Source organism: Pseudomonas sp. S10E 269, assembly GCF_002798465.1.
Lineage (GTDB): Bacteria > Pseudomonadota > Gammaproteobacteria > Pseudomonadales > Pseudomonadaceae > Aquipseudomonas > Aquipseudomonas pergaminensis.
Window position 1 is genome coordinate 450,505 of sequence record NZ_PHIJ01000001.1, and the last position, 22,537, is coordinate 473,041.

The window sequence follows — 22,537 nt, forward strand, 5'->3', positions numbered from 1 at the left end:
GCGCTGCCATCGCAGGCAAGCCAGCTCCCACATTGACCGCGTCCAGCCAAAGGACGTGTTATTTCATAAGGGACAAACAACAAGGGGGCGAATCTTCATCCGCCCCCTGTGTGTCCGCTTATTCCTGCGGTTCTTCTTCGTCTGCGGCAGCATCGAGGGTTGGCTCGTCGACGTTGTCATCGCCGGCTGCGATCACCTCGCCGTCAAACTCTTCACCTTCCAGCTCTTCGCCTTCGACTTCCGACGGCTCCTGGACACGCTCCAGGCCGACCAGTTTTTCGTCCTTGGCCAGCTTGATCAGGGTCACGCCCTGGGTGTTACGGCCCAGGCTCGACACTTCAGCCACACGGGTACGCACCAGGGTGCCCTGGTCGGAAATCAGCATGATTTCCTCGCCGTCGAGCACCTGGACCGCGCCGACCAGACGGCCGTTGCGGTCGTTGCTGACCATGGCGATCACGCCCTGGCCGCCACGCTTGTACTCCGGGAACTCGCTGATGGCCGTACGCTTGCCATAACCACGCTCGGAAGCGGTGAGGATCTGGCTGCCTTCTTCCGGGATCAGCATCGAAATCAGCTTTTGCCCTTCTGGCAGGCGCATGCCGCGCACACCGCGGGCGGTACGGCCCATGGCGCGAACGTCGGATTCCTTGAAGCGCGTGACCTTGCCGCCGTCGGAGAACAGCATGACTTCACGCTCGCCATCGGTGATGGCAGCGGAGATCAACACGTCGCCTTCGTCCAGCTCCAGGGCGATCAGGCCCACGCTGCGCTGGCGGCTGAAGGATTCCAGCGGGGTCTTCTTGACGGTGCCTTTGGCGGTGGCCATGAAGATGAAGTGACCTTCGGTGTATTCCTCGACCGGCAACATGGTGGTGATGTATTCATCACTGTCCAGCGGCAGCAGGTTGACCAGCGGACGACCACGGGCGGCACGGGAGGCTTCCGGGATCTCGTAGGTCTTGAGCCAGTACACCTTGCCTTTGCTGGAGAACAGCAGCAGCGTGGTGTGGCTGTTGGCGACCAGCAGGTGAGCGATGTAGTCCTCATCCTTGACGCCAGTTGCCGATTTACCTTTACCACCACGACGCTGGGCCTGGTACGCAGCCAGCGGCTGGGTCTTGGCATAGCCACCGTGGGAGATGGTCACCACACGCTCTTCTTCCGGGATCATGTCACCCAGGGTCAGGTCGAGGCGCGCGTCGAGAATCTCGGTGCGACGCACATCGCCGTATTCGGCGCGGATCACTTCCAGTTCTTCGCGGATCACTTCCATCAGGCGCACGGCGCTGCTGAGGATGCGGATCAACTCGCCGATCTGGTTGAGGATCTCCTGGTACTCGGCCAGCAGCTTCTCGTGCTCCAGGCCGGTCAGGCGGTGCAGGCGCAGTTCCAGGATGGCCTGGGCCTGTTCCGGCGACAGGAAGTACTTGCCTTCGCGCAGACCGTATTGCGGGTCCAGGGTCTCCGGACGGCACGAATCGGCGCCGGCACGTTCAACCATGGCCACCACGGCGCTGGATTCCCAAGGGGTGCTGATCAGCGCCTCTTTGGCTTCCGACGGGGTTGGCGAGGCTTTGATCAGGGCGATCACCGGGTCGATGTTCGACAGCGCAACGGCCTGGCCTTCCAGGATGTGGCCGCGTTCGCGAGCCTTGCGCAGTTCGAACACGGTACGGCGGGTGACCACTTCGCGGCGGTGACGCACGAAGGCTTCCAGCAGATCCTTGAGGTTCAGGATGCGCGGGCGGCCGTCGATCAGTGCAACCACGTTGATACCAAACACGCTTTGCAGCTGGGTCTGGGCGTAGAGGTTGTTGAGGATCACCTCAGGCACTTCGCCACGACGCAGCTCGATCACTACGCGCATACCGTCTTTGTCGGACTCGTCGCGCAGCTCGGTGATGCCTTCGAGCTTCTTCTCTTTGACCAGCTCGGCGATCTTCTCGATCAGACGCGCCTTGTTCAACTGGTACGGGAGTTCGGTGATGACGATCTGCTGGCGGCCACCGACCTTGTCGATGTCTTCGATGATCGAGCGGGCGCGCATGTAAATGCGGCCACGACCGGTGCGGTAGGCTTCGATGATGCCGGCGCGACCGTTGATGATCGCAGCGGTCGGGAAGTCCGGACCCGGGATGTATTGCATCAGCTCGTCGACGGTCAACTCGGGGTTGTCGATGAGCGCCAGGCAACCGTCGATGACTTCACCGAGGTTGTGCGGCGGGATGTTGGTCGCCATGCCCACGGCGATACCGCTGGAACCATTGACCAGCAGGTTGGGGATCTTGGTCGGCATGACGGCCGGGATCATTTCGGTGCCGTCGTAGTTCGGCACCCAGTCCACGGTTTCTTTATGCAGGTCGGCCAGCAGCTCGTGCGCCAGCTTGGTCATGCGCACTTCGGTGTATCGCATGGCCGCGGCGTTGTCGCCGTCGACCGAACCGAAGTTGCCCTGGCCGTCTACCAGCAGGTAGCGCAGGGAAAACGGCTGGGCCATCCGAACGATGGTGTCGTACACCGCAGTGTCGCCGTGAGGGTGATACTTACCGATCACGTCACCGACAACACGGGCAGATTTCTTGTACGGCTTGTTCCAGTCGTTACCCAGCTCGCTCATCGCGAACAGCACACGCCGGTGCACGGGCTTCAAGCCATCGCGCGCATCAGGCAGTGCCCGACCGACAATTACGCTCATCGCGTAGTCGAGGTAGGACTGTTTCAGCTCGTCTTCGATATTGACCGGGAGGATTTCTTTGGCCAGTTCGCCCATGAGAAGCCTGATTCCTTTTTCGGGTGAAACCTCGTCACATCCATATGGGACGAACGAAGCTCGCCGCTGCCGGCAAAGTGCCTGACAACGACTTACGACAAATCAACGAGTTATGACACGGATCTGCACGTTATAGGCCACCCCTCGGGGCAACCCTGGAAACCGCCGGATGTTATCACAATCGCCGCCACGCACCTATCCCCCTGATGCGCATGGAGCATAGTAAGTTGACGGATGACAGGCTTGAGGGGGACGAGAGGGGCTCAGAGGTGGGGTGGTGCTATTTTTCGGGCGTGGATCCGAGGATTTTATTGACTTAAATGGCCAATCGCAGGCAAGCCATCTCCCACACTTAGACCTGTGAACACTATCCAATGTGAGAGCTGGCTTGCCTGCGGTTGCCATTTCACGGGCGCCAGGCCCCTTAATGCAAGCGCTTGCGACACATCAACTTGGCCAATTTGGCCGTATCCGGCCGCTCGACCACGCCTTTCTCCGTCACGATCACATCAATCAGGTCAGCCGGCGTCACATCGAATACCGGATTAAACGCAGCGGCCTCAAGACGCTGCCCCATCACGTTTAACAGTTCCCCGGCATCGCGCTCTTCCAGGGCCACGTCATCGCCAGTGGCCATCATCATGTCCAGGGTCGAGCTCGGCGCCACCACCATGAAGCGCACACCGTGGTGCATCGCACACACCGCCAGTTGGTAGGTGCCGATCTTGCTGATCACATCGCCATTGGCGGCAATGCAATCGGCGCCGACGATCACCCAGGTCACGCCTTTGGTCTTGAGGATATGCGCACCCGCCGAATCGGCATTCACGGTCACCGGGATGCCCTCGCCCGCCAGTTCCCAGGCGGTCAGCCGCGAACCCTGCAGCCAGGGCCGGGTTTCATTGGCGTAGACCTGCTCGACCATGCCCTCCAGGTAAGCTGCTCGAATCACCCCGAGCGCCGTGCCCACGCCGCCGGTCGCCAGGGCGCCTGCATTACCATGGGTAAGGATGGCCTGGGCATTGCCCTGTTGCTTGCGGATCAGCTCGACGCCCAGTTGGGCCATGGTGAGGTTGGCTTCGCGATCACTCTCGTGGATCGCAATCGCCTCGGCTTCCAGCACCGCAAGGGGGTCGGCGTGCTTTTTGACGCGGTCCAGGCGGTCGCGCATGCGCTTCAACGCCCAGAACAGGTTCGACGCAGTCGGTCGGGCATCGGCTAAAAGTGCGTAGTCTTCTTCCCAGGCGGCCTGCCAGTCACCGCCCTCGCCGATCCGTTCACGCGCTGCCAGCACCAGGCCATACGCGGCACTGATACCAATGGCCGGCGCCCCGCGCACCACCATCGAACGGATGGCCGCCGCGACGTCTTCGACCGTGACGCACGCCACCCAGCTCTCGCGGGACGGCAAGGCACGCTGATCGAGCAGGTACAGCGCGCCATCACGCCAATCGATGGCCTTCACCTTCTCCGCTGCCAACAGTCGATCGCGCATCCCTTACTCCGCACTCATGAACAAAGCCGCCGATTATAGCGATCCGCCAGCCAGGACGCTCGGGTATACTTCGCCCTTCTTTTATAGCTGCCTGGGAAGAAGCCTGCGATGACCGCCACTGCCGCCCCGCTCGACTTATTGTTGCTGCCTACATGGCTGGTGCCTGTCGAACCCGCTGGCGTGGTGCTCAAAGAGCATGGCCTGGGCATACGCGATGGGCGCATTGCCTTTATTGGCCCTCGCGAAGCCGCCTTGAAGCAGCCCGCCCTGGAGACCCGCGAGCTGCCGGGCATGCTGCTCAGCCCCGGCCTGATCAACGCCCACGGCCACGCGGCAATGAGCCTGTTTCGCGGCCTGGCCGACGACCTGCCACTGATGACCTGGCTGGAAAAGCACATCTGGCCCGCCGAGGCCAAGTGGGTCGATGAAGCCTTCGTGCGCGACGGCACCGACCTGGCCATCGCCGAGCAAATCAAGGGCGGCATCACCTGCTTCTCCGACATGTACTTCTACCCCAAGGTCGCCAGCGACTGCGTGCACAACAGCGGCATGCGCGCGCAGATCGCGATCCCGATCCTCGACTTCCCGATTCCGGGCGCCAGCACGCCCGACGAGGCACTGCGCCAGGGCATCGAGTTGTTCGGCGACCTCAAGCACCACCCACGCATCAAGATCACCTTCGGCCCCCACGCGCCCTATACGGTGTGCGATGACAACCTGGAAAAAATCCGCGTAATCGCCGAAGAGCTGGACGCCGCGATCCATATGCACGTGCACGAAACCGCCTTCGAAGTGCAGCAAGCCGTCGAGCAGACCGGTGAGCGCCCACTGGCGCGCCTGGGTCGCCTCGGGCTGTTGGGGCCGCGCTTCCAGGCCGTTCATATGACCCAAATCAGCGAGGACGACCTGGCTTTGCTGGTAGAAAGCAACACCAGCGTGATCCATTGCCCGGAATCGAACCTGAAACTGGCCAGCGGCTTTTGCCCGGTGGAGCGTCTGTGGCAGGCTGGCGTGAATGTAGCGATCGGCACCGACGGCGCCGCCAGTAACAATGACCTCGACCTGCTGGGCGAAACCCGCACCGCAGCCATGCTCGCCAAGGCGGTCGCCGGCTCTGCCACCGCGCTGGACGCCCATCGCGCCCTGCGCATGGCGACGCTCAACGGCGCGCGGGCCATGGGCCTGGAAAGCGAGATTGGCTCGCTGGAAGTTGGCAAGGCGGCAGATATCGTCGCCTTCGATCTGTCGGGGCTGGCGCAACAACCGATCTACGATCCGGTCTCGCAGCTTATATATGCCACCGGACGCGATTGCGTGAAACACCTTTGGGTCGCCGGCAAGCAGTTGCTCGACGACCGGCGATTGACCCGCATGGATGAACAACAGTTGACCGCCACGGCCATCGCCTGGGGCCAACGCATCAGCGGGCACAGCGAATAACGAAGGTTTTGAACCTCAGGGTTCAGAACTGACCAAACGATTTATCAGGTTTAGAGGATTCACCATGAGCAACGTCGACCACGCCGAAATCGCCAAATTCGAAGCCCTGGCTCACCGTTGGTGGGACCGCGAGAGCGAATTCAAGCCGCTGCACGACATCAACCCGCTGCGGGTCAACTGGATTGACGAACGCGTCAACCTGGCCGGCAAGAAGGTGCTGGACGTGGGTTGCGGTGGCGGTATTCTCAGCGAAGCCATGGCCCAGCGCGGCGCGACCGTGATGGGCATCGACATGGGCGAAGCGCCCTTGGCCGTGGCCCAACTGCATCAACTGGAATCCGGCGTGAGCGTGGAATACCGCCAGATCACCGCCGAAGCCCTGGCCGAAGAGATGCCCGAGCAGTTCGACGTGGTCACCTGCCTTGAGATGCTGGAACACGTACCGGACCCGTCCTCGGTGATCCGCGCGTGCTTCCGCATGGTCAAGCCCGGCGGCCAGGTGTTCTTCTCCACCATCAACCGCAACCCCAAGGCCTACCTGTTCGCGATCATCGGTGCCGAATACATCATGAAGCTGCTGCCGCGCGGCACACATGACTTCAAGAAATTCATCCGCCCGTCCGAGCTGGGTGCCTGGAGCCGCCAGGCCGGGCTGACCGTCAAGGACATCATCGGCCTGACCTACAACCCGCTGACCAAGCACTACAAGCTGGCCAACGACGTTGACGTCAACTACATGATCCAAACCCTGCGCGAGGAGTGAGCCTGTGAAGTTGCGAGCGGTTCTCTTCGATATGGACGGTACCCTGCTGGACACCGCGCCGGACTTTATCGCCATCTGCCAGGCCATGCGGGCCGAGCGCGGCCTGGGGCCGATCAACCCCGAGCATATCCGCGATGAGATCTCCGGCGGCGCGCGGGCGATGGTCGCCGTGACCTTCTCGATGGACCCGGAATCCCCAGGCTTCGAAGCACTGCGCCTGGAATTCCTCGAGCGTTACCTCAAGGGCTGCGCGGTCCACAGCAAACTGTTCGACGGCATGGCCGAGCTGCTGGAAGACATCGAGAAGGCCAACCTCATCTGGGGCGTGGTCACCAACAAGCCACTGCGCTTTGCCGAACCGATCATGCAGCAACTGGGCCTGGCCGAGCGCTCGGCGCTGCTGATTTGCCCTGATCACGTAAAAAACAGCAAGCCGGACCCGGAGCCGATGATCCTGGCGTGCAAGATGCTCGACCTGGACCCGGCCAGCGTGTTGTTCGTGGGCGATGACCTGCGCGATATCGAGTCCGGCCGCGACGCCGGCACCCGCACCGCAGCGGTCACCTACGGCTATATCCACCCGGACGACAACCCGCGCCACTGGGGCGCCGATGTGGTGGTGGATCACCCGCTGGAACTGCGCAAGGTGCTGGATAACGCACTGTGCAGTTGCTGATTATTCACCGAATCTACTGACCAATGAAGATCCAAATGTGGGAGCGGGCTTGCTCGCGAAGGCGGTCTATCAGGACCAAATTTGCTGCCTGATACTCCGCATTCGCGAGCAAGCCCGCTCCCACAGGGGATCAACGTTGCTTTCAAGTTTGGTGTCTGCAACCTGCTGAATTTTGTCGAGGCTATTTATGTTTGATTACTCCGCACGTCCAGACCTGCTCAAAGGCCGCATCATCCTGGTGACCGGCGCCGGTCGCGGGATCGGCGCGGCGGCGGCGAAGACCTACGCCGCCCATGGCGCTACCGTGCTGTTGCTGGGCAAGACCGAAGCCAACCTGGCCCAGGTGTATGACGAAATCGAAGCGGCCGGCCAGCCGCAACCGGTGGTGATCCCGTTCAACCTGGAGACCGCCCTGCCCCATCAATACGATGAGCTGGCCGCGATGATCGAAAAGGAATTCGGCCACCTCGACGGCCTGCTGCACAACGCCTCGATCATCGGCCCACGCACGCCGCTCGAGCAGTTGTCCGGCGAGAATTTCATGCGGGTCATGCACGTTAACGTCAATGCGATGTTCATGCTGACCAGCACGCTGTTGCCGCTGCTCAAATTGTCCCAGGATGCCTCGGTGGTATTCACCTCCAGCAGTGTCGGGCGCAAGGGTCGGGCCTATTGGGGGGCTTATGGCGTGTCGAAGTTTGCGACTGAGGGCCTGATGCAAACCCTGGCGGACGAGCTCGAAGATGTAGCGGCGGTTCGCTCGAACAGCATCAACCCCGGCGGCACCCGCACCAGCATGCGCGCCCAGGCGTATCCGGGGGAAAACCCGATGGAACGGCCTGCGCCGGAAGAGATCATGCCGGTGTACCTGTACCTGATGGGACCGGACAGTGCCGGCATCAACGGCCAGGCGTTCGACGCGCAATAACCGGCACATTGTAAAACCAAATGTGGGAGGGGGCTTGCCCCCGATTGCAGTGGATCAGTCAACAGATACAATGACTGTCCCACCGCTATCGGGGGCAAGCCCCCTCCCACATTTTTCAGCAGTGTGGTTTAGTTTTTCACCACTTCTTCGAGGGTGAAACGGCCCAGCGGGTTTTGCAGGAAGTTGCTCACGTTCTTACGTGAGATGTTGATGTAGGGGCTGTAGTACAAGTCGATCCAGTTCACATCCTGTTTCGCCAGCTTCTGCAGTTCCACGTACATCTGCTCACGCTTGACCGGGTCTGCTTCGATCCGCGCAGCGGCCACCAATGCCTTGACCTTGTCGTTCTTGTAACGGGTCATGTAGTTCTGGTTGGTGTCGTGGCCCAGCACGAAGGTGGTCTTCTGGTCTGGGTCGAGGATGTCGTTGGTCCAGTACATCACCGAAATATCGTACTCACCGTCCACCAGCATCTGCCAGCTCTGGGTCGGGTCGACCTTTTGCAGGTTGGCGGTTACGCCGACCTTGGCCAGTTGATCCTTGATGATGACCGCAATCTGCTCGTCGGCCTCGTTGCCGGCGTTGACCACGTAGTTGAGCTTCAAGTCCTTGGCACCGGCCTGCTCCAGCAGCTTCTTGGCGGCGGTCGGGTCATACGGGCGTTGCAGGTTGTTGGCGTAGTGGTACAGCGAGCCTTTTGGAATGTAGGAATAGGCCACGGTGCCTTGGCCGTAAGTGGCGGTCTTCACCAGCGATTGTTTGTCGATGGCCATGTCCAGCGCCTGACGCACTTCCGGCTTGGCCAGCAGCCCGTGGTCGTGGTTGATCAGCAAATGATCTTCACGGGTGGACGGGTCGGCGTGGATCACCACGTTCTTGTCTTTCTTCAACTCTTCAACCCGCGAGAACGGTACGAAGATCGCCGTGTCCAGCTCGTTGTTCTGCACCATGCGCATGCGCGTGTTGTCGTCGGTGACGGACACCCACTCCACGCCATCCAGGCTCACGTTCTTGGCCTGCCAGAAGTTCGGGTTTTTCTTCAGGATGACGCGGTCGCCCTTGCGCCACTCGTCCACGGTAAAGGCGCCGGAGGTCACCGGGTTTTCCGAGTAGGCGTCTTCGCCCATCTTGGTCATGGCTTTTTCCGACAGGATCGACACCGTCGGCGACGCCAATTGCGAGAGGAAGGCCACAGCCGGGGTCTTCAAGGTGACCACCAGGGTTTTCGGGTCCGATGCCTTGGCCGTGTTGATCAGGTTGAAGGGGTCAGCCCACAGCGAAGCCTTGTTGTCGCGGATGCGCAGCAGGCTGAACGCTGCATCGTCGGCGGTGATCGCCGAACCGTCGGAGAACTTCGCATCACGCAGCTTGAAGGTGTAGGTCAGGCCGTCCTTGGAAATGTCCCAGCTTTCGGCCAGGCCCGGTTCCATCTTGGTGCCCAGGTTGTCGACGCGCACCAGGGTGTCGTAGACGTTGGCGAAAACCCAGGTGTCGCGGTTTTGCGCGCTTTTGATCGGGTCGAACGTGGTGCTGTCTTCACGGCAGCCGATGGTCAGGACACCAGCGGCCTGGGCGAAACCGGCGGTCAGCGACCAGGCGGTCAATGTTGCGGCGGCGAGCAACTTCAAGTGGCGCGATTGCATATCACAACTCCTTGTTAATGAATGGCAGAGGGTCAAAGCAAAGGTTCTTCAAGCACGCAACTGTACCGATGCTCGTGCAGGAAATGCGTTGGCGGCAATACCACGGAACACAGTGAGCGGGCATGCCTGCAACGCGGGTGAAAGGCACAGCCTGTAGGCAAATTCAGCGGGCTCGGTGGTTCACCCGGCAAGGGTTCGGTAGGCAATGGCCGATGGGGATCGATCTCGGGAATCGCCTGGATCAACGCCGCCGTGTACGGGTGGCGTGGCGCCGTGAAGACCGCCTCCACCGGGCCTTCTTCGACGATTTTGCCCAGGTACATCACCGCCACGCGGTCGCACAAGCGGCGCACGATGGCCAGGTCATGGGCAATAAACAGGATCGCCAGGTTCATGCGCTGTTGCAGTTCCAGCAACAGGTTGATGATCTGGCCCTGGATCGACACGTCCAGCGCCGCCACGCACTCATCGGCGATGATCAGGCGCGGCTCGACCGCCAGCGCCCGGGCAATGCCGATGCGCTGGCATTGGCCGCCGCTGAGGGACCCGGGTTTGCGGCTGGCCAGTTCGGGGCGCAGGCCGACCAGGTCGAGCAGTTCATTCACGCGTTCGGGAATCTGCGCGGGCGCAACCTTGCGCTGCACCCGCAACACTTCGGCGAGGGTTTCGCCGATGGTGTGGCGCGGGTTCAGCGCGGCGTACGGGTCCTGGAAGATCATTGCGGATTCATGCCGCAGGCGAGCAATGTCGATGGCGCTGCCATGGGCCATGTCGACGCCATCGAACAGCACCTGCCCGGCACTGATCGGGTTGAGGTGCAAAATGGCGCGGCCCAGGGTGCTTTTGCCGCTGCCTGACTCACCTACCAGTCCAAGGGTTTCGCCAGCCGCCAGGTTCAGCGATACGCCGTTCACCGCCCTCACCCACTGTTTGTTCAAGCCGAACAGGCCGGTGCCGGACGCGGCAAACTTCACCTCAAGGTCCTTGATCTGCAACAGGCTCATGGCTGCGCTCCCAACGGGTAATGACAGGCGACTCGCGCGCCTTGCGGCAGCACCTCGGTGCACAAGGTGCCGACCTGCGGGCAGCGCGGGTTGAACCGGCAGCCAGTGGGCAACGCGTCCAGCAATGGCGGCTGACCGGGAATGGTGCGCAGCAAGGCGTGGCCGCTGCTGTGGGCAGGCTGGCAGTCAATCAGCCCGGCAGTGTACGGGTGCTGCGGGCGAGCCAGCAGGTCGTATTTGCTGCCGTGCTCGCACAGGCGCCCGGCGTACATCACGGCGATGGAATCGCAGGTTTGCGCGACCACGCCGAGGTCGTGGGTAATCATGATGATCGACAGCCCGCGCTGATCACGCAGGTCCAGCAGCAACCGCAGGATCTGCGCCTGCACCGTCACATCCAGGGCCGTGGTCGGTTCGTCGGCGATCAGCACTTTGGGGTTGCAGCCGAGGGCGACGGCGATCATCGCGCGCTGGCGCATGCCACCCGAAAACTCGTGGGGGTAGTTGTCGACCCGCGCCTGGGGATCGGGGATGCCCACTTGGCGCAGCACCTCGATGGCCTGCAGGCGCGCGTCTTTTTTCGACGCACCTTGATGCAGTCGGATGCCCTCGGCAATCTGCTCGCCGATGCGCATCAACGGGTCGAGGTGGCTGCTGGGGTTCTGGAAGATCATGCCCAACTGACCACCGCGCACGGCACGCATGCCGGCGTCATCCAATGACAGCAGCTCCTGGCCGGCCAGCCGCACCGCACCGCCTTGCACGCGCAGGCTGGGCGATGGCAGCAGGCGCATCAAGCCGCGACAGGCCATGGTCTTGCCCGAGCCGCTTTCCCCCACCAGGCCGAGGATCTCGCCTTCGGCCAAGTCGAAGGACACGCGGTCCACCAGGGTCACATCGCGCCCGGTGTTGTTGGCGATCACACTGAGGTCGCGCACTTGCAACAGGCTCATGAGCGATCCCCCAGCACTTGTGCCACACCATCGGCCAGCAGGCTGAAGCCCATGGCCAGGGTCACGATGGCCAAGCCCGGAAAGGTGCAAATCCACCAGGCCGTAGTGATAAAGGCTTGCCCCTCGGCGACCATGGTGCCCCACTCAGCAGTTGGCGGTTGCACGCCCAGGCCCAGGTAGCTGACGGCGGCGCCATTGAGCAGGACCAGCACGGCGTCAGACATGGAAAACACAATCGAACCAAACATCGCATTGGGCAGCAGATGCCGGAACAGAATGCGCCCGTGGCCAAAGCCCAGGCTCTTGGCGGCCAGGGCAAAGTCGCTTTCCTTGAGCACCAGGATCTGCGAGCGGATCAGCCGCGCATATGACACCCAGCCCACCAGTGCCATGGCGATGTAGAAGCTCTTCAGGCCCGGCCCGAGGATGGCCATGATCGCCAGCATCAGCACCAGGAACGGGAAGGCCAGGATCACATCGATCACGCGCATGCAGACGCTGTCAAACCGCCCGCCGATGTAGCCGGAGACCGCACCGACGAAGGTGCCAATCATGAACGGGAAGATCACCCCAATGATGGCCAACTGCAGGTCGATGCGCGCGCCCCAAATCACCCTCGAAAGGATATCCCTGCCGTAGTTATCCGTGCCAAACGGATGTGCAAGGCTGGGGCCGAGCAAACTGAAATCAGTGTTCTGTGCGATCGGGTCATAGGGCGCGACCCACGGCGCAAACAGCGCTAGCGCCAGCCACACCAGCAGAATCAACAGGCCCCACGCAGCGGTCAGCCGGCCATTGCGCAAACCAAAACGCAGGCGCAAGCGCCACGGGGCAATCAACGGGCGGCTGCTCATTGCATCTTCACCCGTGGGTCGAGGGCCACGGTTACCACGTCGGCGATGAAGTTGACCACCACCGTCGCGCACGCCAGCACCATGGCCACGCCCTGCACCACCATGTAGTCGCGGGTGAAGATGCCGCGCACCAGCAACTGGCCGATGCCGGGAATGGCGAACAGGCTTTCGATCACCACGGTGCCGCTGATCAGCCAGCCAATATTCACCGCCAGCAGGTTGACCGCCGGCACCAGGGAGTTGGGCAACACATGGCGACGAAACACCGCCGCTTCTGACAGCCCACGAGCGCGAGCGGCGGTGACATGGTCAGCCTGCAACTCCATCAACATGCTCGCCCGCAGGTTGCGCACCAGCACCGCCGACAACGCCAGGGCAATCGTCAGGCATGGCAGCACCATGTGATGCGCCTTGTCCAGCCAGGTGCGGCCGTAACCGGACACGGGAAACAAGCCCCACTGCACGCTCAGCAACAGGATCAGCATCAAGCCCAGCCAGAACGCCGGCATGCCCAGGCCAACCGTGGTAAACACGCGGATCAGGTTGTCCGCCCAGCCGCCCTTGTTGCGGGCGGCCAGCGTCGCCAGCGGCACCGCGATCAGCAGCGCCAGCACCACGCTGCCCAGCACCAAGACCAACGTGGGTTCGATGCGGGTGACAATCAACTTGAGGGCGTCGACCTTGTACAGCAGCGATTGGCCGAGGTCGCCCTTGAGCAGGTTCTTCAGGAAGTAGAAATATTGCAGCCACAGCGGCTGGTCGAGGCCGTACTGGGCGCGGATCTTCAGCAAGGCGTCGGGCGTGCTGCGCGAGCCCAGCAGCGCGCGCGCCGGGTCGCCGGGAATCGAGCGCACCAGCACAAAGGTGATCAGGCTGATGCCAAACAGCACCGGCAGCAATTGCAGCGGCCGGGACAGCACAAAACGGTAGCGCGCCAGGTTCATCCGTCAGCCTCGGTGACGAGCGAGAAAGTCCAGCAGCACCGGGAAATATGCCTGGGGTTCTTCATAGAACGGCATATGGCTGCTGTTGGGGAAGACGTGCAGTTCGGCGTGCCGGGCTGCGAGCTTCATGCGCAGGGCACAGGCCGGCGTGAGTTCGTCGTGCTGGCCGGTGGTAATCAGGATCGGCATCTTGAACTCGGCCATCTCGGGGATGCGGTTCCAGTCCTTGAGGTTACCGATGTAGAGGAATTCGTTGGGGCCCTGCATGGTTTCGTAGGGGCCCATGTTCCAGTCGCCCAGGGACCGCTTGACCGGCTCGGGCCATTCGTCGAGGCGGCACACGTGGCGGTAGTTGAGCAAGGTGATCGCGGCTTGGTATTGCGGGTGGTCGAGGGTGCCCATGGCCTCGTGGCGCTGCATCATGGCCACGGTTTCGCTGCCGAGGGCGCCACGCAGGCGCTCCAGCTCCTGGGACAGGTGCGGAATGTCGCCCACGGTGTTTTCGAGGATCAGGCTTTTCAGGGCGTCGGGGTAATGAATGGCGTATTCGATGCCGAGCCAGCCGCCCCAGGAATGCCCAAGCAAGTGCACGCGGCCCAGGCCCAGGGCCTGGCGCACGGTTTCGACTTCTTCGACATAACGGCGGATTTCCCACAGGGAAATATCGGTGGGTCTGGCTGATGCACCCGTGCCAAGCTGGTCGAATGCAACCACTCGCAGGTTATGGTCCTTGAGCCAGCCATGGGCGTCGCGCAAGTAGTCACACGGCAGGCCCGGCCCGCCGTTGAGGCACAGCAGCACCTCATCGCCTTCGCCGAAGCTGTAGACCACGAGGTTATGGCCGTCGACTTGCACGTTGTACTGCTGGTCGGGGGCAATTTCACGCCACATGCATACATTCCTTGTGTAGTGTCGGCCTGGCAGGTAGCGGGCCGCGATCAGGCCAACACTACCGAGGATGCCGCGCGTCCATAACCTAGCATTTCTTATAGGTTTGGCCTGGCAGTCCTTCGCCGGGGCGTGGCATTCTACTTGCAGCAAGTCGAGATTCAAATGAATTCGGGAGCAGAACGGATGCTGGCCAAGCTGACTGCCTTAAATCACCGTCTGATGCCGGGCAGGAGCCTGGACGAGCAGATGGACAACACCTTTGTCCTCGCCCAGCAGTTGGGCTTCGATGCACTGGTGTATGACTACACCCCGGTGCCGATCGACCAGGATGGTGCATTGATCACTCCTTCGGTGCTGGAACTGCGCAACACCCCGCCCGACTGGCACACCTTGTGGTGCAGCGAAGGGTTCTACCAGATCGACCCGGTGCAACATCTGGCCCTGAGCACGGTGTCGCCGTTCGTGTGGTCCTACGACATCAAGGCCGATACCCCTCTGCAAAAGATCATCGATCCCTGCCATGCGCCGGTTTCGTCCTACCTGCACGACCAGCAGTTGACCTGCGGCGTCAGCGTGCCGATCCACCTGCCCCGCGGCGGCTTCGCCTCGCTGACCGGCCTGCGTACCGGCAAGGCCCGCAGTGTGTTGCAGGATGCGCAGCAGACCTTGTCGGACTTCAGTCTGATTTCCCACGCCTTGCAGGAAGCGGCCTACCCGCTGTTCAGCAAAGAGCTACGCACTTACCCGCATATTCACCTGACCAAACGTGAACGCGAGTGCCTCAAATGGGCCGCCGACGGCCTGACCGCCGCCGAAATCGCCACGCAATTGAGCCGCTCACTGGCCGTGGTCACCCTGCACCTGGCTTCGGCGATGCACAAGCTGGGGGCCAAGAACCGCGTCCAGGCGGTGGTGCGCGCCACCCATTACCGCTTGCTCGACGACTGACCGCCGGGCAAAACCTAGCTGTTTTGCTAGTTACTTAAATTTCTCCTACGCATTATCGTGTCCCTGATCATTTTTTCAGAGCAGGGTACGAAATGGAATTCATCGAAAAAATCCGCGAAGGGTATGCGGCGTTTGGCGCCTACCAAACCTGGTACCGCGTCACCGGTGACCTCTCCAGCGGCCGCACACCCCTGGTGGTTATCCACGGTGGCCCCGGATGCACCCATGATTATGTCGACGCGTTCAAGGACGTCGCGGCCAGCGGCCATGCCGTGATCCACTACGACCAGTTGGGCAACGGCCGCTCCACCCACCTGCCCGACAAAGACCCGTCCTTCTGGACCGTGGGCCTGTTCCTCGAAGAACTCAACAACCTGCTGGACCATCTGGAGATCAGCGATAACTACGCGATCCTCGGACAATCCTGGGGCGGCATGCTCGGCAGTGAACACGCGATCCTGCAACCCAAGGGCCTGCGTGCCTTTATCCCCGCCAACTCGCCGACGTGCATGCGCACCTGGGTCAGCGAAGCCAACCGCCTACGCAAGTTGTTGCCCGAAGGCGTGCATGAAACCCTGCTCAAGCACGAAGCCGTCGGCAACTATCAGGACCCGGAATACCTCGCCGCGTCGCGGGTGTTCTATGACCATCACGTGTGCCGGGTCATCCCGTGGCCGGAAGAAGTGGCGCGCACCTTCGCCCAGGTCGATTCAGACCCAACCGTGTACCACGCCATGAGCGGCCCGACTGAGTTCCATGTGATTGGCAGCTTGAAGGACTGGAAATCCACCGGGCGCCTGTCGGCGATCAATGTACCGACGCTGGTGATCTCCGGCCGGCACGACGAGGCCACGCCCTTGGTGGTCAAGCCGTTCCTGGATGAAATCGCGGATGTGCGCTGGGCGCTGTTTGAAGACTCCAGCCACATGCCCCACGTGGAAGAACGCCAGGCGTGCATGGGCACCGTGGTGAAGTTTCTGGATGAGGTGTGTTCCGTGCATTACAAGGAACGCAAGGCCAACTGACCCCCAATGTAGGAGCCGGCTTGCCGGCTCCTACAGGGGTGGCGTTAGACTTCAGACGTCTCAGGCTTGGTTGTTTTCCTCGGGACATCCGCCACCAGCGGGATCTCCCTCCCTTCGGCATCAAACAACTTGCCGCCCTTGAAGTAATCCCCATCACGCAGCTCCGACACATCACGGAAGCACAGGCTGCGCTCGGTCCCCGCCACAAACACCGATTGCTGGTCCGAATTGCCGGCGGTGAAATGGTTGAACGCCAGGTTCAGCAGGATCGCCATGATCGCCGACGAACTGATCCCCGAGTGGAAGATGGTCGCAAACCAGCTCGGGAAGTGATCGTAGAAGCTTGGCGCGGCAATCGGGATCATGCCAAAACCGATGGAAGTGGCAACGATGATCAGGTTCATGTTGTTGCGGTAATCGACCTTGGACAAGGTGCGAATACCACTGGCCGCCACGGTGCCGAACAGCACAATCCCGGCACCGCCCAGCACTGAGGTGGGCACCGCCGCGATCACGCGCCCCATGAACGGCAACAGCCCGAGAATCACCAGGAACAAACCGCCCGTGGCTACTACAAAGCGGCTCTTGACCCCGGTGACCGCCACCAGGCCGACGTTCTGGGCGAACGCGCTTTGGGTGAACGAACCGAAGATCGGCGCAAACATACTCGACAACATGTCGGCGCGCAGGCCGTTGCCCAGGCGCTTGGAGTCGACCTTGGTGTCGATGATTTCACCCACGGCCAGAATGTCCGCCGAGGTCTCGACCAGGGTCACCATCACCACGATGCACATGGAAATGATCGCCGCGACATGGAAGGTCGGCATGCCGAAATGGAAGGGTGTGGGGAAACCGAACATCGGGCCCTGGGCCACGCCGGAGAAGTCGGCCATGCCAAGGAACACCGCAATCACGGTGCCGATCACCATCGCCAGCAGGATCGACAGGCGCGAAATCGTCGCGCTGCCGATCTTGCTCAGCAGCAACACCAGCACCAGGGTCAACGCCGCCAGGCCGATGTTGGACATGCTGCCGAAATCCGCGGCGCGGCTGTTGCCGCCCATGGCCCAGCGCGCCGCAACGGGCATCAGGGTCAGGCCGATGGTGGTGATCACAATACCCGTCACCAGCGGCGGGAAAAACTTGGTGATCCGCGAAAACACCGGAGTGATCAGCAGCCCGATAAACGACGCGGCCATCACCGCCCCGAGAATCGCTGGCACACCACCGGCGCCATCACTGCCGACAATCGCCACCATGGTTGCCACCCCGGCAAACGATACGCCCTGCACCAGCGGCAACTGACAGCCAAAAAACGGCAGGCCCAGGGTCTGCAGCAGCGTGGCCAAGCCACCGGCAAACAGCGACGCGGCGATCAACAGGCCGATATCCGCCGGTGACAAACCGGCCGCCTGGCCGACGATCAACGGTACCGCGACAATACCGCCGTACATGGTGAGCACATGTTGCAGGCCGTAAGCCATGTTGGCCGCGACGCCGAGATTCTCATCTTCGGGCCGCTGCGGTGACGCCTTCGGGATAGTCATGGTGAGGGGTTCTCTGTTTTTGTTGTGCGGCCACTGTATGCAATGTTTGGACTGCATGTCCATAGAGTTGTATACAATCGATCGAACAAGATACCCTCCATCGGCGTTACAAAAACAATCCGGCCGTGATGAGCCAGAACGCCAAAGGACCCAGAACAATGAAAAAGGCATTACAGGGAGCGACCGTTGCACTCACCCTCCTCGGCGGTGGGGAGGCCGTTGCGGTGGAATGGATGAACAACAGCGTAGGATTTCGCTACGGCCAGCAATTCACCAACCCGAACAACCCCGACGAGTTCAGCAAGCGCATTTACAGCTTCACCCACACCAGTGGCTACCGGTACGGCAGCAATTTTCTCAACCTTGATGTGTTCCTGTCCGACAGCCGTGACCCACGCAAGGGCACCGATCATGGCGGGAGCGAGGTGTACGCGGTGTACCGCCACCAGTTGTACGCATCGCGGGTGTTCGACGTGCCGCTGGGCACCGGGTTGATCAAGGATTACGCGCTGACCCTGGGCTTCGATGCCAACCGCAACAACAACTTCGCCTCAGCCAAGAAGCGCGCCCTGGTGGTCGGCCCGACCTTGAAGTTCAACACCGTCGGCGTGCTGGACCTGAGCCTGATGTACTACAAGGAAAGGAACCACACTGGCATCCCCGGCGCGCAGGAGTCGAACCACACCTTCGACGACACCTACATGCTCAACCTGACGTGGATGCGCCCGTTCGAGATCGCCAACCATGCGGCGAAATTCCAGGGTTTTATCAATTACGTCGGGGAAAAAGGCGAGGACTACCACGGCCGCGACACCGCGCCGGAGGCCCTGATGCGCACCGCGCTGATGGTGGCGGTGCGACCGGGCAAAAGCGTCAAGCCAAACCTGTACCTTGGGGTGGGTTACGAGTATTGGCATAACAAGTTCGGCGTAGATGGCGGCCGGGGTAGCCGCACATCGACGCCGACGGTGAATATGGAAATCACCTTCTGACTGAAGAAACCCAATCAACCTGTGGGAGCTGGCTTGCCTGCGATGCGAGCGACTCGGTGCATCAGGTACACCGAGCCGATGCTATCGCAGGCAAGCCAGCTCCCACAGTTTTGACCGCGTTGTCACTTCAGATTCGAGCCAGTTCGGAGCTATCGGTTTTCGGCCTCGCCAGCCAGTAACCCAACACCGCCAGTGGCGCGGTCGCCAGCATCACGATTACGGTAATCAGCAGCGGTTGCTCGATCATCGACGACACCAGCAGGCTGCTGAGGAAACACAGACCCAGTTGCAGGGTGTTTTGCAATGCCGCCGCCTTGCCGGAATTTTCCGCAAACGGCATCAGCGCATTCGCCACGACGATGGGGTAACTGGCACCGTTGCACAGCGCCATCAGGCAGAACGGAATCAACAGGGTCGTGAGGGTTGGCACGGTCAAGGTAGCAACCAGGTACAACGCCACCATGCTGATGCAATACGCCAGCAGCAACCAGGGCAGCAACGTCTTGCCCGGTAAGTGCTGCAAGGCACTGCGGCAGCTGTAACCGCCCACCAGAAATGCCAGCGTCGGCAGCACGTAGCTCAGGCCGATGTCATTCGGGCTGTAGCCCATGCCACCCAAGATGAACGGTGACGCGGTCAGCCAAGCAAAAAAACTCGCCGAACAGGCGGCGAAGATCAGCACATTTCCGGTAAACACGCGGGAAGTAAGCAACTGCCCGTAACCGAGGCGCATGGGTTTGCGTTCCTCCGTCGGACGCTTCGCCACCGTGCGCAGGAACAATGTCGGCAGCAACAGCAGCACCGACACCCCCAGCAATACACCGAAGATCGCCTGCCAACCAAAGTGATTCAGCACCATAGCGCCCAACAGCGGCGCCAACGCAGGCGACAACGACATCAGCGGCATGATGCTGGCGAACACACGATGAGCCTTATCTGCCGGGTAGCGATCGATCACCAGCGCCTGCCAACTGACGGCGGCGGAACACACGCCGATCGCCTGGATGAAGCGCAGCGCCAGCAATTGTGGCGCGGTCTCGACCCAGAACATCCCCGCACAGCCCAGTACAAACAGGCTCAGGCCAGCGAGCAGGATCGGCTTGCGACCCAGGCGATCGGACAACGGCCCCCATAACAACTGCCCCACCGCAAAGCCGGCGAGGAAAATACTCAAGCTGGCGCCTACCGCGCCCGCACCGATCTGTAACTGCTCGCCCATGGCGCCGAACGCCGGCAAGTACATGTCCATGGCGAGGTAACCGAGCATGCTCAGCCCCGCCAAATACCCAGTGAAACCAAAAGAATTTTTCATCGAAGCCTTGCTAATCCTGCCATCAAACTATTTGCTGACTGGCGCCCATTATGAAGCTGGCAGTTGATGTGTGAAGCGATAATAATTGGACACTCTTATCAATATTTTTGAAGGCAACCGCCATGTGGTCCGAATATTCTCTGGATGTGGTCGATGCAGTGGCGCGGCATGGCAGTTTCAGCGCGGCCGCCCAGGAACTGCACCGGGTGCCGTCGGCCATCAGCTATACGGTGCGCCAGCTTGAAGAATGGTTGGCGGTGCCGCTGTTCGTGCGGCGCCACCGCGACGTCGAGCTGACACCTGCGGGCCGCTTGTTTATCGACGAAGCCCGTGGCGTGATGAAAAAAATGCTCGGCACACGGCGCTTGTGCCAGCAGGTCGCCAATGGCTGGAGTGGCCAGTTGAAGGTGGCGGTGGACTCCATCGTCAAACCCCAGCGCTGCCGGCAGTTGGTGGTGGATTTCTACCGGCAGTTTCCCGAGGTCGAGCTGTTGCTGGAGTACGAGGTGTACAACGGCGTGTGGGATGCGTTGGCGGATGAGCGCACTGACATTGTGATCGGCGCCACCAGCGCGGTGCCGGTGGCCAGTCACTTTACCTTTCGCGACATGGGCTTGTTGAACTGGCTCTGCGTGGTCAGCGCGCGGCATCCGCTGGCGAGCGTCGACGGGTTGCTGAGCGACGATCAGCTGCGCCCCTTTGCTTCGCTGTGCATGACCGACACTTCGCGCAACCTGCCCAAGCGCGACACCTGGACCCTGGATAACCAGCGCCGGTTGGTTGTGCCGAATTGGTCCTCGGCAATCGATTGCCTGCGCGATGGCCTGTGCGTCGGCATGGCGCCGGCGCACCAGGTGCTGCCGTGGATCGAACGCGGTGAGCTGGTGGCGTTGCGACTGAGCCGACCGTTTCCGGCCAGCCCGTCGTGCGTGGCCTGGGCGCAGAGCAAGCTTTCACCGGCCATGGCGTGGTTGTTGGAGTATTTGGGGGATACCGAGACGATGAACCAGGAGTGGCTGAACGGAAACGATCCCTGACAACCATGGAGATCCCCTGTGGGAGCGGGCTCGCCCGCGATGGCGGCGTGTCAGTTTGCCAATATTTCGACTGATACACCGCTATCGCGGGCAAGCCCGCTCCCACAGGGTGAATGTCATTTCAATCCAATAGACGGGTAATGGCTCGCACGATCATCTCGACTTCCTTGGCATCCAGGGTCAGTGGCGGCAGCAGGCGTATGACCTTGCCGCGCGTCACATTGATCAACAACCCATGCTCCTGAGCGGCACGCTGGGCCAGGTCCCGGTAAGGGTGGGTCAGCTCAATACCTATCATCAACCCCCGCCCGCGAATCGCCAGTACATGCGGGTGCTCGCTCAGTTCTACCTGCAACCGCGCCAGCAAGCGCTCCCCCTGCTGCGCGGCGTTCTGCAGCAAGCCTTGTTCTTCAATGATGTCCAGTACGGTGCACCCCACCCGACACGCCAAGGGATTGCCGCCGAAGGTGCTGCCGTGGCTGCCCGGTGTGAACAATTGGGCCACGGCGGACCGGGCCAGGCAGGCACCGATCGGCACGCCGTTGCCGAGGCCTTTGGCCAGGGTCATCACGTCCGGGACAATGCCTTCATGCTGGAAGGCGAACCAGGCGCCGGTGCGGCCGATGCCGGTCTGGATTTCATCCAGCATCAGCAGCCAGCCGTGGCGCGTGCAGTGGTCACGCAGGGCCAGCAGGTAGCCCGGCGGGGCCGGCAGCACACCGCTTTCACCCTGGATAGGCTCCAGCAGGACCGCTGCGATGCGCGCGCCGAATGCGTGTGTGATGGCTTCTATCGCAGCGATATCACCAAAGGCCACCTTGAGAAAATCCCCCGGCAAGCGCTGGAAGCCCAAGCGCACCGACGGCCCATCGCTGGCCGCCATCGTGCCGAGCGTGCGGCCATGAAAGGCGTTTTCCATCACCACCACCAAGGGTTCCTCGATGCCTTTTTTCCAGCCATGCAGGCGCGCAAGTTTCAGCGCGGTTTCGTTGGCTTCGGCACCGGAGTTGTTGAAAAAGGCGCGGTCCAGGCCAGACAGTTGAGTGAGACGCTGGGCCAGCCGTTGCTGCCAGTCGATGCTGTAGAGGTTGGAGGTATGCAACAGCAAGCCAGCCTGCTCGCTGATCGCCGCCACCAGCCTGGGGTGCGAGTGGCCGACATTGGTCACCGCCACACCGGCCACGGCGTCCAGGTATTCGCGCCCCTGCTGGTCCCACAGGCGCGTGCCGAGGCCGCGGGTGAAGCTCAGGGCCAGGGGTTGGTAAGTGGTCATCAGGCAGGCGGCGGTCATGGTGCGGGCTCCGGTGCATCG

At 61.7% G+C, this 22,537-nt stretch carries 19 protein-coding genes; 8 read left to right on the forward strand and 11 right to left on the reverse strand.

Annotation, left to right across the window (positions count from 1 at the left end):
* Nucleotides 1-118: 118 nt before the first annotated feature.
* Both gyrA and mtnA read right to left on the reverse strand, forming a co-directional pair.
* Nucleotides 119-2,773, reverse strand: a complete 2,655-nt coding sequence (gene gyrA / locus CWC48_RS02200; RefSeq protein ID WP_028619469.1) for a DNA gyrase subunit A — start codon at nt 2,771-2,773, stop codon at nt 119-121.
* Nucleotides 2,774-3,197: 424 nt separating this feature from the next.
* Nucleotides 3,198-4,268 (reverse strand): S-methyl-5-thioribose-1-phosphate isomerase, encoded by a 1,071-nt coding sequence (gene mtnA, locus CWC48_RS02205; RefSeq protein ID WP_100491255.1) that lies wholly within the window; start codon nt 4,266-4,268, stop codon nt 3,198-3,200.
* Nucleotides 4,269-4,376: 108 nt separating this feature from the next.
* Between mtnA and CWC48_RS02210 the strand changes: the two genes are divergently transcribed.
* From CWC48_RS02210 to CWC48_RS02225, 4 genes are all read left to right on the forward strand, one after another.
* A complete protein-coding gene (locus tag CWC48_RS02210; protein ID WP_100491256.1) occupies nt 4,377-5,708 on the forward strand; it encodes a TRZ/ATZ family hydrolase in 1,332 nt (443 codons plus the stop codon).
* Between the two features lie 64 nt (nt 5,709-5,772).
* On the forward strand, nt 5,773-6,471 hold the full coding sequence (ubiG, locus tag CWC48_RS02215) for a bifunctional 2-polyprenyl-6-hydroxyphenol methylase/3-demethylubiquinol 3-O-methyltransferase UbiG (protein ID WP_003189760.1): 699 nt from the start codon (nt 5,773-5,775) through the stop codon (nt 6,469-6,471).
* 4 nt (nt 6,472-6,475) lie between these two features.
* Nucleotides 6,476-7,147 (forward strand): N-acetylmuramic acid 6-phosphate phosphatase MupP, encoded by a 672-nt coding sequence (gene mupP / locus CWC48_RS02220; RefSeq protein ID WP_100491257.1) that lies wholly within the window; start codon nt 6,476-6,478, stop codon nt 7,145-7,147.
* 187 nt (nt 7,148-7,334) lie between these two features.
* Nucleotides 7,335-8,075 carry a YciK family oxidoreductase gene (locus CWC48_RS02225; protein WP_034102626.1) on the forward strand — a complete coding sequence of 247 codons (741 nt, stop codon included), beginning with the start codon at nt 7,335-7,337 and terminating at the stop codon, nt 8,073-8,075.
* Nucleotides 8,076-8,203: 128 nt separating this feature from the next.
* Here the strand turns inward: CWC48_RS02225 and CWC48_RS02230 are convergent, their stop codons facing one another.
* The 6 genes from CWC48_RS02230 to CWC48_RS02255 are packed head-to-tail and all read right to left on the reverse strand — an operon-like array spanning nt 8,204 to nt 14,364.
* Nucleotides 8,204-9,718 carry an ABC transporter substrate-binding protein gene (locus tag CWC48_RS02230; RefSeq protein ID WP_099494469.1) on the reverse strand — a complete coding sequence of 505 codons (1,515 nt, stop codon included), beginning with the start codon at nt 9,716-9,718 and terminating at the stop codon, nt 8,204-8,206.
* A gap of 32 nt (nt 9,719-9,750) precedes the next feature.
* Nucleotides 9,751-10,722 carry an ABC transporter ATP-binding protein gene (locus CWC48_RS02235; protein ID WP_100491258.1) on the reverse strand — a complete coding sequence of 324 codons (972 nt, stop codon included), beginning with the start codon at nt 10,720-10,722 and terminating at the stop codon, nt 9,751-9,753.
* Entirely contained in the window at nt 10,719-11,675 is a 957-nt protein-coding gene (locus tag CWC48_RS02240; protein ID WP_099494467.1) for an ABC transporter ATP-binding protein, read from the reverse strand. The genes CWC48_RS02235 and CWC48_RS02240 overlap by 4 nt, the downstream gene beginning before the upstream one ends.
* Nucleotides 11,672-12,529, reverse strand: a complete 858-nt coding sequence (locus tag CWC48_RS02245; RefSeq protein ID WP_078047482.1) for an ABC transporter permease — start codon at nt 12,527-12,529, stop codon at nt 11,672-11,674. The genes CWC48_RS02240 and CWC48_RS02245 overlap by 4 nt, the downstream gene beginning before the upstream one ends.
* Nucleotides 12,526-13,473 (reverse strand): ABC transporter permease, encoded by a 948-nt coding sequence (locus CWC48_RS02250; RefSeq protein ID WP_012722919.1) that lies wholly within the window; start codon nt 13,471-13,473, stop codon nt 12,526-12,528. The genes CWC48_RS02245 and CWC48_RS02250 overlap by 4 nt, the downstream gene beginning before the upstream one ends.
* A 3-nt stretch (nt 13,474-13,476) precedes the next feature.
* Nucleotides 13,477-14,364, reverse strand: coding sequence for a proline iminopeptidase-family hydrolase (locus CWC48_RS02255; RefSeq protein WP_099494464.1), 888 nt, complete (start codon nt 14,362-14,364; stop codon nt 13,477-13,479).
* Nucleotides 14,365-14,547: 183 nt separating this feature from the next.
* Between CWC48_RS02255 and CWC48_RS02260 the strand changes: the two genes are divergently transcribed.
* The gene (locus CWC48_RS02260) at nt 14,548-15,312 is read left to right on the forward strand and encodes a LuxR family transcriptional regulator (RefSeq protein WP_100491259.1); all 765 of its coding nucleotides are present in this window, start codon (nt 14,548-14,550) and stop codon (nt 15,310-15,312) included.
* Nucleotides 15,313-15,404: 92 nt separating this feature from the next.
* The gene (locus CWC48_RS02265; RefSeq protein WP_078047479.1) at nt 15,405-16,337 is read left to right on the forward strand and encodes a proline iminopeptidase-family hydrolase; all 933 of its coding nucleotides are present in this window, start codon (nt 15,405-15,407) and stop codon (nt 16,335-16,337) included.
* A 44-nt stretch (nt 16,338-16,381) separates the two neighbouring features.
* Here CWC48_RS02265 and CWC48_RS02270 read toward each other — a convergent pair whose 3' ends face one another.
* Nucleotides 16,382-17,884 carry a nucleobase:cation symporter-2 family protein gene (locus CWC48_RS02270; RefSeq protein WP_078050883.1) on the reverse strand — a complete coding sequence of 501 codons (1,503 nt, stop codon included), beginning with the start codon at nt 17,882-17,884 and terminating at the stop codon, nt 16,382-16,384.
* Nucleotides 17,885-18,042: 158 nt separating this feature from the next.
* Here CWC48_RS02270 and CWC48_RS02275 point away from each other — a divergent pair, with 158 nt between their 5' ends.
* Nucleotides 18,043-18,876, forward strand: a complete 834-nt coding sequence (locus CWC48_RS02275; RefSeq protein WP_100491260.1) for a nucleoside-binding protein — start codon at nt 18,043-18,045, stop codon at nt 18,874-18,876.
* 127 nt (nt 18,877-19,003) lie between these two features.
* Here the strand turns inward: CWC48_RS02275 and punC are convergent, their stop codons facing one another.
* Entirely contained in the window at nt 19,004-20,188 is a 1,185-nt protein-coding gene (gene punC, locus CWC48_RS02280; RefSeq protein ID WP_099494461.1) for a purine nucleoside transporter PunC, read from the reverse strand.
* A 122-nt stretch (nt 20,189-20,310) separates the two neighbouring features.
* On the opposite strand from punC, the gene punR reads away from it, so the two are divergent.
* Nucleotides 20,311-21,225 carry a DNA-binding transcriptional activator PunR gene (punR, locus tag CWC48_RS02285; RefSeq protein WP_078047476.1) on the forward strand — a complete coding sequence of 305 codons (915 nt, stop codon included), beginning with the start codon at nt 20,311-20,313 and terminating at the stop codon, nt 21,223-21,225.
* A gap of 121 nt (nt 21,226-21,346) precedes the next feature.
* Here the strand turns inward: punR and CWC48_RS02290 are convergent, their stop codons facing one another.
* The gene (locus CWC48_RS02290) at nt 21,347-22,516 is read right to left on the reverse strand and encodes an aspartate aminotransferase family protein (RefSeq protein ID WP_100491261.1); all 1,170 of its coding nucleotides are present in this window, start codon (nt 22,514-22,516) and stop codon (nt 21,347-21,349) included.
* Nucleotides 22,517-22,537 lie beyond the last annotated feature (21 nt).

Excerpts from the sequence above, each read along its gene's own strand:
- mtnA (WP_100491255.1), bottom strand. The coding sequence starts at position 4,268 with ATGCGCGATCGACTGTTGGCAGCGGAGAAGGTGAAGGCCATCGATTGG.
- CWC48_RS02240 (WP_099494467.1), bottom strand. The coding sequence starts at position 11,675 with ATGAGCCTGTTGCAAGTGCGCGACCTCAGTGTGATCGCCAACAACACC.
- gyrA (WP_028619469.1), bottom strand. The coding sequence starts at position 2,773 with ATGGGCGAACTGGCCAAAGAAATCCTCCCGGTCAATATCGAAGACGAG.
- CWC48_RS02255 (WP_099494464.1), bottom strand. The coding sequence starts at position 14,364 with ATGTGGCGTGAAATTGCCCCCGACCAGCAGTACAACGTGCAAGTCGAC.
- CWC48_RS02245 (WP_078047482.1), bottom strand. The coding sequence starts at position 12,529 with ATGAGCAGCCGCCCGTTGATTGCCCCGTGGCGCTTGCGCCTGCGTTTT.
- CWC48_RS02270 (WP_078050883.1), bottom strand. The coding sequence starts at position 17,884 with ATGACTATCCCGAAGGCGTCACCGCAGCGGCCCGAAGATGAGAATCTC.
- CWC48_RS02260 (WP_100491259.1), top strand. The coding sequence starts at position 14,548 with ATGCTGGCCAAGCTGACTGCCTTAAATCACCGTCTGATGCCGGGCAGG.
- CWC48_RS02225 (WP_034102626.1), top strand. The coding sequence starts at position 7,335 with ATGTTTGATTACTCCGCACGTCCAGACCTGCTCAAAGGCCGCATCATC.
- CWC48_RS02265 (WP_078047479.1), top strand. The coding sequence starts at position 15,405 with ATGGAATTCATCGAAAAAATCCGCGAAGGGTATGCGGCGTTTGGCGCC.
- punR (WP_078047476.1), top strand. The coding sequence starts at position 20,311 with ATGTGGTCCGAATATTCTCTGGATGTGGTCGATGCAGTGGCGCGGCAT.
- CWC48_RS02230 (WP_099494469.1), bottom strand. The coding sequence starts at position 9,718 with ATGCAATCGCGCCACTTGAAGTTGCTCGCCGCCGCAACATTGACCGCC.
- CWC48_RS02250 (WP_012722919.1), bottom strand. The coding sequence starts at position 13,473 with ATGAACCTGGCGCGCTACCGTTTTGTGCTGTCCCGGCCGCTGCAATTG.
- punC (WP_099494461.1), bottom strand. The coding sequence starts at position 20,188 with ATGAAAAATTCTTTTGGTTTCACTGGGTATTTGGCGGGGCTGAGCATG.
- CWC48_RS02275 (WP_100491260.1), top strand. The coding sequence starts at position 18,043 with ATGAAAAAGGCATTACAGGGAGCGACCGTTGCACTCACCCTCCTCGGC.
- ubiG (WP_003189760.1), top strand. The coding sequence starts at position 5,773 with ATGAGCAACGTCGACCACGCCGAAATCGCCAAATTCGAAGCCCTGGCT.
- CWC48_RS02290 (WP_100491261.1), bottom strand. The coding sequence starts at position 22,516 with ATGACCGCCGCCTGCCTGATGACCACTTACCAACCCCTGGCCCTGAGC.
- CWC48_RS02235 (WP_100491258.1), bottom strand. The coding sequence starts at position 10,722 with ATGAGCCTGTTGCAGATCAAGGACCTTGAGGTGAAGTTTGCCGCGTCC.
- CWC48_RS02210 (WP_100491256.1), top strand. The coding sequence starts at position 4,377 with ATGACCGCCACTGCCGCCCCGCTCGACTTATTGTTGCTGCCTACATGG.